The organism is Stenotrophomonas maltophilia (genome assembly GCF_047782825.1).
GTDB lineage: Bacteria > Pseudomonadota > Gammaproteobacteria > Xanthomonadales > Xanthomonadaceae > Stenotrophomonas.
The window spans coordinates 683,890-701,143 of the sequence record NZ_CP180589.1; the positions used below are offsets into that span (position 1 = coordinate 683,890).

The 17,254-nt window shown below is 69.7% G+C and carries 7 protein-coding genes; 4 read left to right on the top strand and 3 right to left on the bottom strand.

Annotated features, from left to right (window positions below):
* Nucleotides 1-6 precede the first annotated feature (6 nt).
* The 3 genes from gspF to ACM2ZB_RS03195 all read left to right on the top strand — a co-directional run bounded on the left by gspF (nucleotide 7) and on the right by ACM2ZB_RS03195 (nucleotide 15,166).
* Nucleotides 7-1,206: a type II secretion system inner membrane protein GspF gene (gene gspF, locus ACM2ZB_RS03185; RefSeq protein ID WP_416057395.1), complete on the top strand. Its 1,200-nt coding sequence runs from the start codon at nucleotides 7-9 to the stop codon at nucleotides 1,204-1,206.
* A 225-nt stretch (nucleotides 1,207-1,431) separates the two neighbouring features.
* Complete coding sequence (locus ACM2ZB_RS03190) at nucleotides 1,432-2,568, top strand: substrate-binding domain-containing protein (protein WP_313435869.1); 1,137 nt, start codon at nucleotides 1,432-1,434, stop codon at nucleotides 2,566-2,568.
* A 199-nt stretch (nucleotides 2,569-2,767) separates the two neighbouring features.
* Entirely contained in the window at nucleotides 2,768-15,166 is a 12,399-nt protein-coding gene (locus ACM2ZB_RS03195; protein WP_416057396.1) for a filamentous haemagglutinin family protein, read from the top strand.
* Nucleotides 15,167-15,259: 93 nt separating this feature from the next.
* On the opposite strand, the gene ACM2ZB_RS03200 is transcribed toward ACM2ZB_RS03195, so the two are convergent.
* The 3 genes from ACM2ZB_RS03200 to gspH are packed head-to-tail and all read right to left on the bottom strand — an operon-like array spanning nucleotide 15,260 to nucleotide 16,676.
* Nucleotides 15,260-15,874 (bottom strand): prepilin-type N-terminal cleavage/methylation domain-containing protein, encoded by a 615-nt coding sequence (locus tag ACM2ZB_RS03200; protein WP_416057397.1) that lies wholly within the window; start codon nucleotides 15,872-15,874, stop codon nucleotides 15,260-15,262.
* Complete coding sequence (gene gspI / locus ACM2ZB_RS03205) at nucleotides 15,871-16,233, bottom strand: type II secretion system minor pseudopilin GspI (protein ID WP_416057398.1); 363 nt, start codon at nucleotides 16,231-16,233, stop codon at nucleotides 15,871-15,873. The genes ACM2ZB_RS03200 and gspI overlap by 4 nt, the downstream gene beginning before the upstream one ends.
* Nucleotides 16,230-16,676: a type II secretion system minor pseudopilin GspH gene (gspH, locus tag ACM2ZB_RS03210; RefSeq protein ID WP_416057399.1), complete on the bottom strand. Its 447-nt coding sequence runs from the start codon at nucleotides 16,674-16,676 to the stop codon at nucleotides 16,230-16,232. Before gspH ends, gspI begins: the two co-directional genes overlap by 4 nt.
* Before the next feature lie 144 nt (nucleotides 16,677-16,820).
* Between gspH and ACM2ZB_RS03215 the strand changes: the two genes are divergently transcribed.
* Nucleotides 16,821-17,249 carry a type II secretion system protein N gene (locus ACM2ZB_RS03215; protein ID WP_416057400.1) on the top strand — a complete coding sequence of 143 codons (429 nt, stop codon included), beginning with the start codon at nucleotides 16,821-16,823 and terminating at the stop codon, nucleotides 17,247-17,249.
* Nucleotides 17,250-17,254 lie beyond the last annotated feature (5 nt).

Below are 17,254 nucleotides of genomic sequence, written 5' to 3' on the forward strand. Positions count from 1 at the left end.
ATCACCATGGCACTGTTCGATTACCAGGCCGCCAACGCGCAGGGGCACATCGAAAAAGGGCGGCTGGATGCCGACAGCCCGCGCGGCGTGCGCCAGCTGCTGCGCGGGCGCGGGTTGACGCCGGTGCAGGTCAGCGCGGCGCGCCGTGGCGGCACGGGCTGGGGCGCACGGCGCCTGTCTTCCAGTGAACTGGCCTGGGCCACACGCCAGCTGGCCAGCCTGCTGGCCGCCAGCCTTCCGCTGGAGTCCGCATTGAGCGCCGTGATCGACCAGTCCGAGCGCCCGCATATCGCACAGGCGCTGACCGCCGTACGCACCGATGTGCGTGCCGGCCAGCGCCTGGCCGTGGCGCTGGCAGCGCGCCCTCGGGATTTCCCGCCCATCTACCGTGCGCTGGTCGGCGCCGGTGAAGACTCCGGCGACCTGGGGCGGGTGATGGAGCGCCTGGCCGACTACATCGAGGAACGCAACGCACTGCAGGCCAAGGTCCTCACTGCCTTCATCTACCCGGCGGCAATCAGCCTGGTCTCGGTGGCGATCGTGATCTTCCTGCTGAGCTATGTGGTGCCACAGGTGGTGACCGCCTTCGTCCAGGCGCGGCAGACCCTGCCGCTGCTGACCCGGGTCATGCTGGCGGCCAGCGCCTTCGTGCGCGAGTGGGGCGCATGGACCGCGGTAGCGGTTGCAGCGGCATTTGCCGGTTGGCGGCTGGCACTGCGCCGGGCCGATCTTCGCCTGCGCTGGGATGCCCTGCTGCTGCGCCTGCCGCTGGTCGGGCGCTTCGTGCTGGGCGTCAACAGCGCCCGGTTCGCATCGACGCTGGCGATCCTGCTGGATGCCGGCGTGCCGCTGCTGCGCGCACTGGATGCGGCACGGCAGACACTGGGCAATACGATGCTGGCGCGCTGCGCCGATGACGTGGCCGCGCGCGTACGTGAAGGTGCCGGACTGGGTGCCGCACTGAAGGTGCAGAAGGTGTACCCGCCCATCCTGGTGCACCTGGTATCCAGCGGTGAGAAGACCGGTGCGCTGGCACCCCTGCTGGATCGTGCCGCACAGACGATCTCGCGCGAGATCGAGCGCCGCGCGATGGCCATGACCGCGTTGCTGGAGCCGGTGATGATCCTGGTGATGGGCGGGGTGGTGCTGACCATCGTGCTGGCGGTGCTGATGCCGATCATGGAAATGAACCAGCTGGTGCAGTGATGCGCGACGCACGTCACGTCGCACACCACGGGCCTGCATTTTCCAGAGGATTCTCCACACCTTTTTCCCGTCTTCCACAGGTTTCTTAAGCGGCCTGTCATCGGCGGCGACGAGCATGAACCCGTCGTCGCAGAGCGGGCTGGGAGGCCCCTGGCGACAGCAGGCGTGTAGTGACCGTTCCTCCCTTGGTGTTTCCCTTCGCAGTAAACCCTTCAGGAGAAGATCATGTACAAGTGCAAGACTCTGGCCGCGCTGGTTGCCACCGCGCTGCTCGCCACCGCGGGCGCTGCGTCCGCCCAGTCCCTGGTGCAGGGCGGCGGCGCTTCGCTGCCGGCCAAGCTGTACAAGGGCTCGTCCGACAGCATCCTGCCGTCCACCTTCAGCTATGAAGTGACCGGTTCGGGCACCGGCAAGCAGGCCTTCCTGGAAAACAAGCCGGCCCTGTTCAACACCACGGGCACCGTGCATTTCGCCGGCAGCGACTCGGTGCTGTCCGACGCTGAAGTGCTGGCCTACAACCAGAACTTCGCCCCGACCTACGGCCCGGTGATCCAGATCCCGTCGGTGGGCACCTCGGTCACCGTGCCGTACAACAACGGCAACGGCAACCTCGACCTGAGCGTCACCCAGCTGTGCGGCGTGTTCTCGGGCAAGATCACCCAGTGGAACGAGATCGACTCCAGCCGCACCGGCGCGATCACCGTGGTCTACCGCAATGAGAAGAGCGGTACCACCGAGCTGCTGACCCGCTTCCTGGAAAACGCCTGCTCGACCGATGACACCGCCGGCAGCCTGCTGGTCGGTGGCAAGTTCACCACCACGCAGGAATTCTGGAAGCAGTTCACCACCCTGCCGACCAACTTCACCACCGCCTCGGTGCTGGGCAGCCAGCCGCTGTACGACAAGGTGTACGCCACCGCTGGCGCCGTTGGCTACATCGGCCCGGACGTCGTGCCGGACCTGGACGATGCGACCAAGATCGCCAAGGTGCGCGGCTACTCGCCGAACGACCCGAGCGTGCAGGCCACGCTGAACACCGTTGCCCCGCCGACCGGCGCCGCCGCCAATGATCCGCGCAACTGGGTGCCGGTGTTCACCAACCCGCCGGCCGTGGGTTACCCGATCGTGGGCTACACCAACTTCGACCTGGGCCAGTGCTACAAGACCGCTGCCGTGGCCACCGCGCTGCGCACGTTCCTGCTGGGTCACTACAACGGCAACAACGATGCCGCCGCGCGCGCCCACGGCTTCGTCCCGCTGACCGCCACCTGGCGTGATGCCATCCGTACCCGCTTCGTGGTCGCCAGCAGCACCGCCGGCCTGAACAACCCGAGCACCTGCGCCGGCCTCGGCCGTCCGTAACGCTCATCAGGCAGCAGCAACCGCCTGAACAGGCGCCGGCAGCAATGCCGGCGCCTTCTGCATTCCAAGGCACCTGCACAGCGATCTGATGTCGGCTTCACGCCCTTCGCCCCGTCTAACAGGGGCAGGGCGTGCACCGCCCGGTTCTGACCAGACAGCGCTGCGGCCGATGCCGCCCAACCAGGTTGACGAGGTTCCGATGTCGCACCCGCTTACCACTGCTTTCCGCCTGCCCCAGGGCCGCCAGAACCACCCGATGGCCTGGGCCATCGCCGTGGCCCTGGGAACGATGGTGGCACCGGCCAGCCAGGCCCAGCAGGCGTTCAGCCCGGGCTGGTTCGCAGACCGCGGTGCGGCGCAGGGCGCGGCGGCACAGAGCGGGCGCATGCCCAATGGCGTGCCGATCCAGTTCGCGCTGCCTGCCCAGCAACAGGACGCGGCGCGGCAGAAGCTGCAGCAGTCGATCAACAACCTGGGCACGGCCGCGCAGGCCATCGCCCTGCAGCAGCGCCTGCAGGAGCAGGCACGCGCGGCGCGCCGCGACGCGGGCTTCGTGGTGGCCGATGGCCTGGGCAAGGACGGCCTGAAGGTGGACGACAATCCGCTGACGCGCGGTTGGATCAACGCACGCGAGGCGATCCAGTCGCAGGGCAGCGATGGCCGCGTGCAGGTGAGCATCGAACAGACGGCCGACAAGGCCATCCTGAACTGGGAAACCTTCAACATCGGTGGCAACACCACGTTGAACTTCGTGCAGAACCGGGACTGGGCGGTGCTGAACCGGGTGAATGATCCGAACGCACGGCCCAGCCAGATCCTGGGCCAGCTGAAGGCCAATGGCACGGTGTTCGTGGCCAACCGCAACGGCGTGCTGTTCGGCAATACCGGCCAGGTGAACGTGCGCAACCTGGTGGCCGCTGCCGCGCGCATCAGCGATGCGCAGTTCCGTGACAACGGGCTGTACAGCGGTGACAACACCACGACGGCGCTGACCGACGCGCTGGGCAGGGTCAGTGTCGAACAGGGCGCGCGCATCACCACCCATGAGCCGACCACGGCGACCCGGGGCGGTGGCTATGTGCTGCTGGCCGGCCACAGCGTGGACAATGCCGGGCAGATCGAGACCCGCAAGGGACAGACCCAGCTGGCCGCCGGCGATGCGTTCGTGATCCGGCGCGGCGTGGGTACCGCGCAGAACACCGCCTCGACCACGCGCGGCAACGAAATCGCACCGCGCTTCATCGCCGGCAGCACGGCGGGCAGCGTGCGCAACACCGGCTTGATCCAGGCCCGCGAGGGCGACATCACCCTGGCCGGGCGGACCGTGGAGCAGGCCGGCGTGGCCGTGGCCACCAGCACGCTCAACCAGCGCGGTACGGTGCACCTGCTCAGCGCATCCAGCGATGCGAAGGGCAGCGTGACCCTCGCCCGGGATTCCACCACGGCCATCCTGATCGAGGACGATGGCAAGACGACCGCGCTGGACAGCCAGCGCCAGGCACTGCTGGCCGAATCGACCGAGCAGGACAAGGTCCGTGCCCTGGCCGCTGCCGGTGCCTTCGACAATCTCTCGCGCCTGCAGGACCGCCGCGACCAGTCGCGGGTGGAGATCGTGTCGGGTGGAACGGTGGAAGCGCACGCAGGCTCGTTGACGCTGGCGACCGGTGGGCAGGTGGTGCTGGACGCGCAGCAGCGTACCCTGCTGGCCGATGGCGCGCGCGTGGACGTATCCGGCGCGACCGGTGTGAACGTGGCGATGGACAGCAACCAGCTGGAAATCAACGTGCAGGGCAATGAGCTGCGCGATGCCCCTGGCAACCGTGATACCGGCGCGCTGAACAGCGCGAAGGTCTGGGTGGATCGCCGTGGGCTGATCCATGTGCCGGCCGGCACCGGCGGCTATGAAGGTGAGCGCTGGTACACCGCCGGTGGCCTGCTGGAGGTAGGCGGCTACCTGGGCAACCAGGGCCATTCAATCGGCGAATGGGCGGCCCAGGGTGGCACGGTGCAGTTGTCCGGCAACGAGGTGGTCACCAGCGGCGGCTCCCGCATCAATCTGTCCGGCGGCAGCCTGGACGTGGCCGGCGGCACGATGCGGCAGAGCTGGCTGCGCGGCACCGATGGCCAGCTCTATCGCATGGATGATGCTCCGGCCGAGGTGGTGTTTGCCGGTCTGTACCGCGGCTACGAGGTGGAGCAGGCGCGCTGGGGCGTGACCGAGGCCTGGCGCAACCCGATCATTGCCAGCGAATCACGTATCGAAAACGGATACACCGTCGGCCGCGACGCCGGTCGTCTGCTGGTGTCGGCGCCCACCGCAGTACTCGAGGGGCAGGTGGATACGGCGGTGTTCAATGGCGTGCGCCAGACCCGCACGCCCGCCGCTGCCGCCGATGGCTACGCGCAGTCGCAGACCGCGGTGGCCCGCGGTGCGCAGCTGTGGCTGGGGCGCTACGACGGCACCGGGCGGACCTCGCTGTTCGATTCGCAGGTCCGCGTGGGCGATGCTGCGCCGTCGGGCGCAGCGTGGGCGCTGCAGCAGTCGCTGGACGAGAGCCGGCGCAACACGGTGTGGCTGGATGGCAGCCAGCTCAGCGCACAGCAGTGGGGCCGGCTGGACCTGGCCACCCGCGGTGACATCACCCTGGACGGCGCGCTGTCGATGGCCGACGGTGGCCAGCTGAACCTGGTCGGCCGCCGGGTGCAGATCGATGGCCAGCTGCGCATCGCCGGCGGCAGCTTGACCGCCAGCAATCTGCTGGCCGACGCCACCGGCAAGGTGCAGGTGGTGCAGGCCGACGGGCGCGGCGTCGTCGCGCTGGGCTCGGCTGCGGTGGTGGACCTGCAGGGACGCTGGGCCAACCAGCGCCTGGATGCGGCCGCGGGCAGCAGCCAGGCCTGGCGCGACGGTGGCCGGGTGGCACTGGAAAGCAGCCACGATGTGATCGTCGCCAGCGGCAGCCGCATCAATGTCGATGCCGCGGGCAGTGTCGACCTGAAGGGGCGTGCCAGCGGCGGCAAGGGCGGCGACATCAGCCTGCTGGCAGACAGCACCCAGGTCGCCAGTGATGGCAGCGGGCGACTGACCCTGCAGGGACAGTTGAGTGGCCTGGGAGTGGCCGGGGCAGGTCGCCTGCAGCTGGCCAGCGGTGGCAGCATTGTGCTGGCCGACAGCGCCACCGACGACAGCCGGCTGTGGCTGGCCCCCGGTCTGTTCGGCAGCGGCTTCGACCGCTATGACATAAACGGCCGTGCCGGCCTGGACGTGGCCGACGGTACCGCGCTGACCGTGCATGCCCCGCGCCTGCGCCTGCGTGATCGCGCCGGTGACGCCGCATCGGCAGCCGAAGCGCTGGAAACCTGGCTGCCGCCGCTGTACGCGGCTGACGCCGGCAGCGGCGCCATCCAGCAACGCGGCGGTGCGAGCGTACTGCTGCGCTCGCAGCGCAATCTCGGTGGCGGTGACGTACGCATTGGCCGCGACGCATCGGTCACGGTCGATCCCGGCCAGTCCATCGAGCTGCGCGGGGCGGGCAACATCACCGTGGAAGGCCGGCTGACCGCACGCGGCGGCAGCATCCTGCTCGACGACGTGCGCGACCCGCTGCAGACCTACCAGGCCCAGGGCAGTGCCCTGCAGTACCGCATCGGCAAGGACGCGGTGCTGGACGTCTCGGCCGACAGCCATGTGGAACGCGATGCGTCCGGCCGGCGCCAGGGCATCCTGCGCGACGGTGGCAGCATCGGCATCGGCGGCACGCTGGACTGGGAAGATCGTGATGATCTCGGCAACCGCCCGCCGGATGCCTTCGTGGTGATCGAGCGCGGCGCCGTGCTGGACGCCTCGGGCGCGACGGCGGTGCTGGACGTGCAGGGCCAGGGCGAGACCCTGCTGGCCAGCAATGGTGGCACCATCGCCTTGCGCTCGGCCAATGCGCTGTACCTGGACGGCACGCTGCGTGCAGCGGCCGGTGGCGCAGGTGCGCAGGGCGGTACGCTGGGCGTGGCGTTCGGTGGCGGCCTGTACGACAACGGCACCACCACCACCGAGGTGGGCGGTGCACGTGCGATTACCCTGACCCAGGCGACGGTGCGCGAGGGCGATGCCCAGGCACCGCGCTACGGACATGCCGTGCTGTCGGCACAGCAGGTGCAGGAGGGCGGCTTCGATCATCTTTCACTGTTCGCCGATCTGCGCGCACAGGGCGATGTCGACCTGCGCCTGGGCCAGAGCCTGCGCCTGTATGGCAGCAGCGATGCCGCCCTGGCGATGGCCACCGGCAGCGCGAAGGGCAGCGGCCTGCACGTGCAGGCGCCGTACCTGCGCCTGGCACAGGCACGCTGGCAGCGTGTCAGCAGCAACAATCCCTTCGTGGCACCGGAGGCGGCGCGCGATACCGCAGCCGGCCACGTGTTCACCGCGCAGGGCGAGCTGATCGACCTGCGCGATACCGTCTCGCTGGCCGGCTTCGAACGCGGCGAACTGGTCAGCCGTGGCGACCTGCGCCTGCTGGCCGGGATCAGCGGCAACAACCCGCACTATCCAACCCAGCTGCTGGCCCCGTCGCAGCTGGATATCACGGCGGCACAGATCTACCCGACGGCCGGCACCCGCGCCCGCATCGGTATCGGCCTGGCCGACAGCAGCCTCGGCAACAACATCTGGGCGAACGCGGATGGCCTGCTGCGCATCCACGCATCCGGGGCGGGCGCCAGCGTGCCGCATTCGGTGTTCGGCAGCCTGGCCCTGGTGGCGGCCACGGTGGATCAGGGCGGCGTGGTACGGGCCCCGCTGGGCCAGCTGCAGCTGGGCGGCACCAGCACCACCGGTACCGCGTCCTCGTTGGCCCTGCTGCCGGGAAGCACCACCTCCAGCAGTGCGGCGGGCCTGAAGCTTCCCTATGGCGGCACCGTTGATGGCCTGGTCTGGCAACTGGCCGGTGTGGCCGTCACCCCGGGCGCCATCGGCCGGGTAAGCGACGCCAGTGACATCGGCGTCAGCCTGGTCGGCAATCGGATCGACATCGCCGAGGGCGCGCTGCTGGACCTGTCCGGCGGCGGCGAGCTGACCGGCGCGGGCTTCGTCAGCGGCCGCGGTGGCTCGGTCGATGTGCGCAGCCATGCTCTGGCCGATGCCAATCCGGCCTTCAACTTCAGCAGCAGCGGCAATGCCGTGTACGCCATCGTGCCGGGCTATGCCAGCGACGTGGCGCCGGCGAACCTGGCCCAGGGAACCGCCGATCCGCGCATCGGCCAGCGCATCACCGTGCCGGCCGGTGTGCCGGGGCTGGCAGCAGGGACCTACACCCTGCTGCCGGCGTCGTATGCGCTGCAGCTCGGCGCCTTCCGCGTGGAGCTGGGCGCGCAGGGCGCGTCGATGGCCGCGCCCACGGCGACCGGGACCGGGTCCTGGCGCACCAGCGGGCAACAGGCCCAAGGCCTGGGCGCATCGTCAGCCGGGCTGTGGACCGATGTGATCCTGACACCGGCCGACGTGGTGCGGCGCCATTCGGGCTACAACGAAACGTCCTGGAACCAGTTCGTTGCCGACGATGCGGCACGGCGTGGCATTCCTCGCGGTGCGCAGACCGTGGATGCGGGCACCCTGCTGCTTCAGTTGGGCAACGGCGCCGGCCAGGGTGGCAATGTGGCGTTGCGCATGGCGGGCAGCACGCGCTTCGGTGCCGCTGCCGGCAGCAGCGGCTTTGGCGGCACGGTGGCGGTGCTGGGCAACGGGGGCGGCCTGGAAATCCTGGCGGGCGGGCAGAGCGCCAGCCGTACGTCCGGTGCTGCGGTGTTTGCCGATGCGCTCACCGCGCTGCAGCCGTCGCGCCTGCTGGTGGGCGTCAGCGCACGCCCGGACAGCATCGAGCCGGGCTCGCTGCTGCTGCGCGCCAGCGATTCGACCGTGCTGGTGCGTTCCGGCGCCAGCCTGCGTGCGGCCGAGGTGGTGCTGGGCGCGCGCAGCGGTGGCGAGGGCGTTGTGGTGGAACAGGGCGCCACGGTCAGCACGCTGGGGCTGGGCCGACCCGCGTATGACGCGACCGATGGCTACCTGTACCAGGGTGATGCCAGCACCGGACTGCTGGTGGTGTCCAACGGGCAGACCAATCTGCTGCCGGCCGGAAGAACGGCGCAGGTGGCCATCGATATCGGCGCGTGCGTGACCCAGGAGTGCGCGGGTCAGACCCGTCTGCTGTCCGAAGGCAGCATCAACGTGGCCACCGAAGGCAGCTTCCAGCTGCGCGATACGGTCAGCTACGGAACCCGCCGGCTGGGCCTGAGCATGTCGGCGATCAACATGGGCGAGGCTGCGGCACTGCAGGCCGCGGTGGCCACCGGCGGCCTGCCTCAGGGCCTGGCGCTGAACCAGCAGACCCTGCAGCAGCTGTTGCGCGGCAACACCGCCACCGGCACGCCGGCGCTGGAAACGCTAAGCCTGAGCGCGCGCGATGCGATCAACGTGTTCGGCAACGTGGATCTGGATACGCGCAATCCCGCCACCGGCCACAGCAGCCTGCGCGAGCTGGTGCTGGGCGCACCGGCCATCCATGGCTACGGCAAGGCGGGCGAGCAGGCCCGCATCTTCGCCGACACGCTGGTCTGGGACGGCACCCTGGCGGCCTCGCCGGATTTCATCAGCAGCGCACCGAAACAGCCGGGCGCTGCCATGGTTGATCGCCTGGGCCACGGCCAGCTGGACATCAACACGCGCACCCTGATCCTGGGGCGCGCGCCGTACACCCGGCCGAGTTCGGAAGTGCCGGCCAACCGCCAGGTACTGGGCTTCGATGCGGTCACCCTGCGTGCCAGTGAACAGGTGCAGTTTGCCGGCAAGGGCAGCCTGGATGTCTACCAGGCACAGGGCGCCTATGTGGCCGGCAGCGGCTGGCAGTACAGCGGCGGTGCGCTCGACATCCAGGCGCCGCTGCTGACCGGCAGCGCCGGCAGCCAGCTGCAGGTGCGCACAGGTGGTGACCTGCGCGTTACCGGCGGCGGTGCGGGCTCCAGCAGTGATGCGCTGGGCGCCGAACTGTCCCTGCAGGCACGCAACATCCTGCTGGACAGCACCGTCGCCCTGGCCTCGGGGCGCCTGCAGGCGGCGGCCGAGAACACCCTGACCTTGGGCAGCGCCGCGCGGCTCGATCTGGCCGGGCGCCGGATCCGCATGGACGAGCTGGACAAATACAGCTGGGGCGGCGACGTCGAACTGAGTGCTGCACACGGCGACGTGCTGGCGCTGGACGGGTCGCGCATCGATGTGTCGGCGCTGAACAACCGCGCCGGCAGGATCAGTGCCACGGCGCTGGGTGAAGGCGCCGGCCGCGTTGATCTGTCCGGCACGCTGCTCGGCTCTGCCAGTGGCACGCAGCAGATGGGCGGCAGTCGCGTGCCCTACGACAGCGGCGAACTGTTCGTCCGCGCCCAGCAGCTGGGTGACTTCACTGGCCTGAACACAAGGCTCGATGGCGCTGGCTTCTTCGGTACCCGCAGCTTCCAGCTCAAGCAGGGCGATCTGGTGGTGGCCGATACGCTGAAGGCACGCAATGTGGCCATCAGCGTTGACGGCGGCAGCTTGACCATCAACGGCCGCATCGATGCCAGTGGTGCACAGGTGGGCAGCATCCGTCTGGCTGCGCGCGATCGCCTGCAGGTGGATGGCGTGCTGGATGCGCACGGCACGGCGCTGCGCGTGGACAGCTACGGCAAGATCATCAACAGCTCGAACCGCGCGCAGGTGGAGCTGACCAGCCGCGACGGCGAGGTGGTCCTGGGTGCGACTGCACGGGTCGACCTGCGCAGCGGCACCGATGTGGCTGTGGGCCCGGCGGCGGGCCAGAACGATGGCGTGGCGCGCGGCACGCTCACCCTGAACGTACCGCGCCTTGGCGCCGATGATGCAGCGGTGCGCGCCGAATCCGGGCTGCAGGTTGCGGGTGCGCGCGACGTGCTGGTCAATGCGTTCCGGCGCTATACCGACGCGCCACTGGCGGCGACGCCGGATGTCAACGGCACCCGCCCGCAGCTGATCACCCAGCAGTGGCTGGACAGCGTGGTCGATCCGCACAACCAGGCCTGGATGAATGCCGCAGTGGGCAATGCCGACCTGGGCGCCCGCCTGGCGGCACTGGGTACGCCCCGCCTGCGGCCCGGCGTGGAAATCGTTGGCGTGGTGTCGGCCGACAATCCCACCGGCAGCCTGACCGTGCGCGGCGACCTGGACCTGTCCGGCTACCGCTATGGCCCGGAGGCCAACCGCAGCGATGCAACGCGCCGCGGCTTCGGTGAATCGGCGGCACTGGTGCTGCGTGCGGCCGGTGACATCAACATCTACGGCAGCATCAACGACGGCTTCGCACCGCCGCCGGACAACCCGGACGAATCGGGTTGGCTGCTGGGCGAGACCCTGGATGCCAACGGTACACGCATCACTCCGCTGGGCGGCGACATCGTTGTGCCCATCGATGGCGTGACCCTGCAGGCACGTACGCGCTTCCCCAAGGGCGCTGTGCTGAACTACGCCATTCCGTTCGCCGCCACCGAGCTGCCCGCCGGTACGGTGCTGCCTGCGGAGATGCGCCTGGGCGACAAACTGCTGCTGCCGGCGGGCATGGTGCTGCCGGCTGCGGTTATCACCGCCGATGGCAAGGTGCTCGGCGCCGGTACGGTCCTGCAGCAGGCCGTGCAGCTGGCGGCCGGTGACCGCCTGGGCGCCGGTTTCCGGCTGTCGGCCAAGGCGACCCTGGCCGCGCAGCTGTGGCCGGCCGGTGCCGCGCTGCCGGAAGCCATGGACCTGTCCACCGCGCTCTTGCTCGCGCCGGGGTCACTCATTCCCTCGATGACCGGCGTCCGCCTGGCCGGCGGCAAGCCGGTGAACCTGCGGCCTGCCGACGGCAATGGCAAGCAGGGGCGTAACTGGGCGCTGGCGGCGATGCTGCCTGACGGCACCACCTCGTGGGACCTGACCGCCGTGGCCGGCGCCGATACCACGGCCGCCGACCCGCGCCAGCGCCGCTTCGGTGCGGACGGTGATGTGGTGCTGGCCGACAGCCACTACGGCACCATCGGCACCATCAAGACCACCACCGAATGGGTGGGTGACAAGGTGCTGACCGAGCAGGGCTCACTGGACCTGTGGGGCGACAGTTCGCTGGCCGGCCTGCTGCTGAAGGACGCGGCCGCGCAGCTGGGCATGAGCGAGGAGGATCTCTGCGCGTTCGGCTACTGCGAGGCCGCACCGCGCCTGGTCGACAAGCAGGGCTCGCTGGACATGTGGGGCGATGAATCGTGGGTCGGCAAGTCCGCCCGCGAGTTCGGCGATCTGATCGGCATGAGCGAAGAGGACTTCTGCGCGACCACCGGCTACTGCTATGGCGGTGGCACGATGACCGAAATCACCACCTATGGGTCGAAGCCGGCCATTCCGCTGTGGAGCGTGCTGCGCACCGGCAAGGGTGATCTGCAGCTTCTGGCGGCACGCGATGTGCGCATGATGTCCGGCTACGGCGTGTATACGGCCGGGGCACCCACCGCACTGGGCAATGGGGAGGACGCGGCCTTCAACCCCGGTCGGGCGCCTGCACCGGGGCTGTCATCGCTGCTGGGCCCGATCCAGGCCAGCGGCCGCTATGACGCGGCGCTGACGACGTGGCAGGCCTGGTACCCCGACCAGGGCGGCAACCTGACCGTGGCTGCCGGTCGGGATATCCGCGGTGACCTGTGGGATGCCAATGGTGATGTCGGCTTTGAAGACATCCTCGGCACGACCCGCGAAGGCGCAGGCTACGCGGCCAGCGCCGTGGGCAACTGGCTGTGGCGGCAGGGCAATGGCGCCGTCGGCGGCGCCGCGGCATCGCCGAGCAGCTGGTGGATCAACTTCGGTACCTACAGCGCACGCGACAGCCTGCAGTTGACCGGGCCGCGCATGGTGGGCTTCGTCGGCTTCGGTACCCTGGGCGGTGGCAACCTGGCCCTGGATGCCGGGCGCAATGCCGGTGCCTTGAGCGTGATGGGCGGTGTGGCCACGGCCAGCGACCGCGCGCGCCATTCGTCCGGCCTGGTCGCGGCAGTCGGCTCGACCGGCCGCATGAGCGCTGACGGAACGCTGCACCTGACCGGTGGTGGCGATCTGGATGTGCGTCTGGGCGGCGCGTTCAACCCGCAGCTGGCGGCGACCTCGACCTCGCCCACGTCGAACGTGCCGCACCTGGGCCTCAACGGCGTGCTGGTGAACCTGCGCGGGCACGTGCAACTGGACGCTTCGCGCATCGGTGGCGTGGCGATCGGAGCAGCGCATTACGTGGCGCCCTATGCGGGCCTGCGCCAGGAAGATCCGTTCCGCGCGCAGATGGGCCAGCCGATGGGTGGGCCTGTGCTGGTACTGGGTGATGCGGCAGCGTCGCTGCAGGCGCGCGGTGATGTAGTGCTGGCCGGCGTGGCCGATGCCGGCCGGGTACCGGTCGCGAACTTCAACGCGGTCGCACTGGGCGATGGACGCACGGCGTCCGCCAACAGCTGGTTCTCGCTGTGGACGGCGAACACGGCCATCGACCTGGTGTCCATCGGTGGTGATCTGGCACCGGCACAGGTGCGCGGCAGCCTGCTGCCCGAGCCGGCTGCAGGCGATGTCTTCGCCGAGGGTACGCGCCTGACCGATGGCAGCCAGCTGCGCTACTGGCTGTATCCCTCGCAGCTGCGCATGCTGGCCGCCAGCGGCAGCATCCGGCTGGCCCGAGCCGGCACCAGCGGCGGCCGCGACGTGCTGCTGACGGCACCGTCGGCCGACAGCGCACTGGAAGTGCTGGCGATGGATTCGATCCTGCTGCAGCAGGGTGCGGCAGGCATCAGCAGCTCCGGCGCCGACACCCCGCTGCCCACGCCGTTCGCCCCTGCGTTTACTGCAGTGGCCGGAGCGACCACGGTGGGCAATGTGTCCGCCGATGCGGTGCAGCAGGGCAGTGCGGATGCGGGCCTGCCGTTGTTCGCCTTTGGTGCGAACGTGCCCGGAGCGGGCGGCGTGCGCCGGGCCGGCGCGACGCCCAACCTGTTCAAGGCCGTGCAGGGCGACATCGTCGGCCTGAGGACCGGCGAACAGTGGGCCCTGGAAAACCCCGCAGGTGTCCGCACGCTGCTGTCGTGGAGCGACCTGGCCGCGCCGGTGCGGGTCACCGCGGGCCGCGACATCCTGGTGTCCGACATCGGTGCGTTGAATACCTCGGCCACCGACGTGACCTCGGTGGTGGCCGGGCGCGATGTCGTGCACAGCCGTATCCACGTGGCCGGGCCAGGCAATGTCGAAGTCAGCGCCGGGCGCCAGCTGCGGCTGGAAGACAAGGGCAGTGTGGTGACCACCGGCGGCCTGCTGCAGGGCGATACCCGCCCGGGCGCCAGCGTGGCGGTCACCGCCGGCAACCAGCAGATCGATTTCGACGCGCTGCGTGCCCGCTACCTGGACCCGTCCAGGCTGGCCGATCCTTCGCAGTCGCTGGCCGCGCAGCCGGGCAAGGCGGTGAAGGTCTACGACAAGGAGCTGAAGCAGTGGCTGCAGCAGCGCTTCGGCGTCGACGCCGACGGTGCGGGGGCGCTGGCGGCCTTCGATGCGCTGCCGAAGGAGCAGCAGCGCATCTTCCTGCGCCAGGTCTACTACGCCGAACTGCGTGAAGGCGGGCGCGAGTACAACGATGCCGAGGGGTCGCGTTTCGGTTCGTACCTGCGTGGCCGCGAAGCCATCGCCACGCTGATGCCGGACAAGGATGCCAGCGGTGCGGATATCAAGCGCACGGGCGATATCGTGATGTTCGGTGGCAGCGGCATCCGCACCGAAGCCGGCGGCAACATCGAACTGATGGCGCCGGGTGGACAGATCGTGGTGGGCGTGCAGGGCGTGGTGCCGCCCTCCACATCCGGCCTGGTGACACAGGGCCAGGGTGATATCCGTCTGTTCAGCCAGGACAGCGTGCTGTTGGGGTTGTCGCGGGTGATGACCACCTTCGGCGGTGACATCCTGGCCTGGTCGGAGCAAGGCGACATCAATGCCGGCCGTGGTTCGCGCACCACGCTGCTGTACACCCCGCCGCGCCGGCTGTACGACAACTGGGGCAACGTCAGTCTGTCGCCGCAGGCGCCTGCCAGCGGCGCCGGCATCGCCACCCTGAACCCGATTGCCGAGGTCGCCCCCGGCGACGTCGACCTGATCGCGCCGCTGGGCACCATCGATGCGGGCGAGGCCGGCATCCGCGTGTCGGGCAACATCAACCTGGCTGCATTGCAGGTGCTCAACGCGGCCAACATCCAGGTGCAGGGCGAAAGCAAGGGCCTGCCGGTGCTGGCGACGGTGAACGTCAACGCGCTGGCCTCGGCCAGCGCTGCGGCCAACACCGCCAGCCAGGCCGCGCAGGATGTGATGCGCAAGAGCCAGGACGAAGCACGGCGCAATCAGCCTTCGGTGATCAGCGTGCAGATCCTGGGCTTCGGCAGCGCGACCAGCAGCATCAGTCCGCCGGCGCGCAGCGCTTCCACGGCCAGTGGTTACGATGCCAACAGCGCGTTCCAGTTCCCGCAGGCCAGCGCTGAAGATGGACGCCAGCGCAAGCAGTAGCACGCAGGTGGGGCCGCAAGGGGCAGCGCCGGGCACAGGGCCCGGTGCTGCCGGGCAGGCGCAGGCCGCCCACTGCTGCGGCGCGTGGCTGCGCTACAGCTCCAGCACCCGTCGGTAGTTCAGCGGGCCGCGGCCATCGCGCAGGGTCAACCGCAGTTCCAGCCCGGTGGCCGGCAGTACCCCGGCCTGGCCCGGCAAGGGCATCCAGCCCGCACCCGGTTGCCAGGCACGCAGATCGAAGCGCTGCACGTCGCGCGCCACCGCAATGCCCGCTGACGGCACAGGTGCAGGCAGTGGATAGCGGTCCGACGGCGCGCCACTGGCACGCCACAGCGTGCTGCCCTGTTGCCACCAGCGCACGCGCTGCCAGCGCTGGCCATCGCTGCCCACGCTGCGGGTGATCTCCAGGGTGAAGCGGCCATCGGTGCCGCGCTCGCTTGCCAGCGAAGGCGGAAGCAGGCGCTGCGGTTGATCCGCCGGCCGCACTGCGCCGTTCATCAAGGCATCGTCGGCGCGCATCTCGATGTCGCGCTGGAACTGCTGCAGCAGCTGCAGCGCGGCGGTGGTCTCCGCGTCGGCCTGGCGAAGGCGTTGCGAACTGCCCGCCACGCTGTCCAGCGCACGCCAGCAGATGACCGCCAATACACCCATGATGGCGACCGCGACCATCACCTCGATCAGGGTGAAGCCTGAAGCAGCGCGCCTCATCGCTCCGTCGTCCACGGCAGTTGCAGGCGCGCCAGTGCCTGCTGTGGCGCATCCTCGGCCACCACGTCGATGGCGATCTGCGGCAGGCCATCGCCGGCGCTGCCCATGCGCTGCAATACCACGAAACGGCTGCGCCCCTGCACGCAGACCTGCCGTGCATCGGTGGGTGGGGCGCCTGCCAGCCGCAGCTCGTGCCAGCGGTCCTGCGCGCACAGCAGAGCCAGGCGGCGGTCGCGCAGTCGCGACTGGTCATCGGTGGCCACCGCGACCGCGCGCATCATCGCCGCAAGGGCGATTGCCACGATCGCCAGGGCGACCAGCACTTCGATCAGGGTGAATCCCCCGGCCTGCCGTTTCACTGCATGACCTGTAGTTGTCCGCTGCCGTCATCGCGAAGACGGACCTGACGCCCCTCCAGCGACAGCGACATCTCCCACGGCACGCCGATCCATTCCGGGCTCAGTTCCAACGAGGTTGCCGGCACGGCCCGAGTGCCGGCCGCGAGCCAGCGCTGCGGCCGCAACTGATCATCGCGCTGCAGGTCCACCCAGCCATCGCCCTCAAGGCGGCTGAACCGATAGCCCTGTGCGTCGGCCGACCAGCGGATCGGGCGGCCATCGATGCGCGCTTCGTCGCGGGCGACCTGCAGGCGTTGTGCCAGCCGCTCGGCATCCTGTTTCAGCTGGCGGCCCGGGTCGAGCAGCGCGCCAATGCCCAGGCCGATGCCTGCCGTGCAGATGCCGATGATGACCAGTACCACCATCAGTTCCATCAGGGTGAAACCACGCGGGATGCGCTGCATCGACATCGCCTCCGATCGTCGCCGATCCACCCAGCGTAGGCCGGTTCGATGAAACAAAAACGTCAGCAGCAGCTGCTAGCGTGGCTGCTCATGCAGATAGCGACGGTGCGGAGCATGGACGACAGGCGCTGGAATCGGGATCGCATGGCAGCGCTGTTGGCCGCCGGGCTGCTGCTGGCCGTGGTCGGCTACTGGTCGCTGCAGCTGTTGCCGCCATCGCCTGCGCCGACGAACGGTGCGCCCGCAGCCACGGCTACGCCGGTTGCTGCCGTCGATGCCAAGGCGGCCGAACCCCTGGTGCGTCTGTTGTCGCCGGGCGCGATCCGCACCGAGGTGGTCGTGCTGGGCGTGCTGGCGGGCACACAGGCACCCCTCGCGCTGCTGTCGTTGGATGGTGGGCCGGCTGAAGCCTATGCGCCGGGCCAGCGCCTGGGCCCGTCGACCGTGCTGGCAGCGGTGCATGCCGATGCAGTGGAGGTGGATCAGGCCGGTTCGCTGCGTTCGCTGCCTGTGCCGGCACTGCCGCCGCTGCCGGTCGATGGCATCGTGCCCGCAGGCGGCAGGCAGCCCTGAACCAC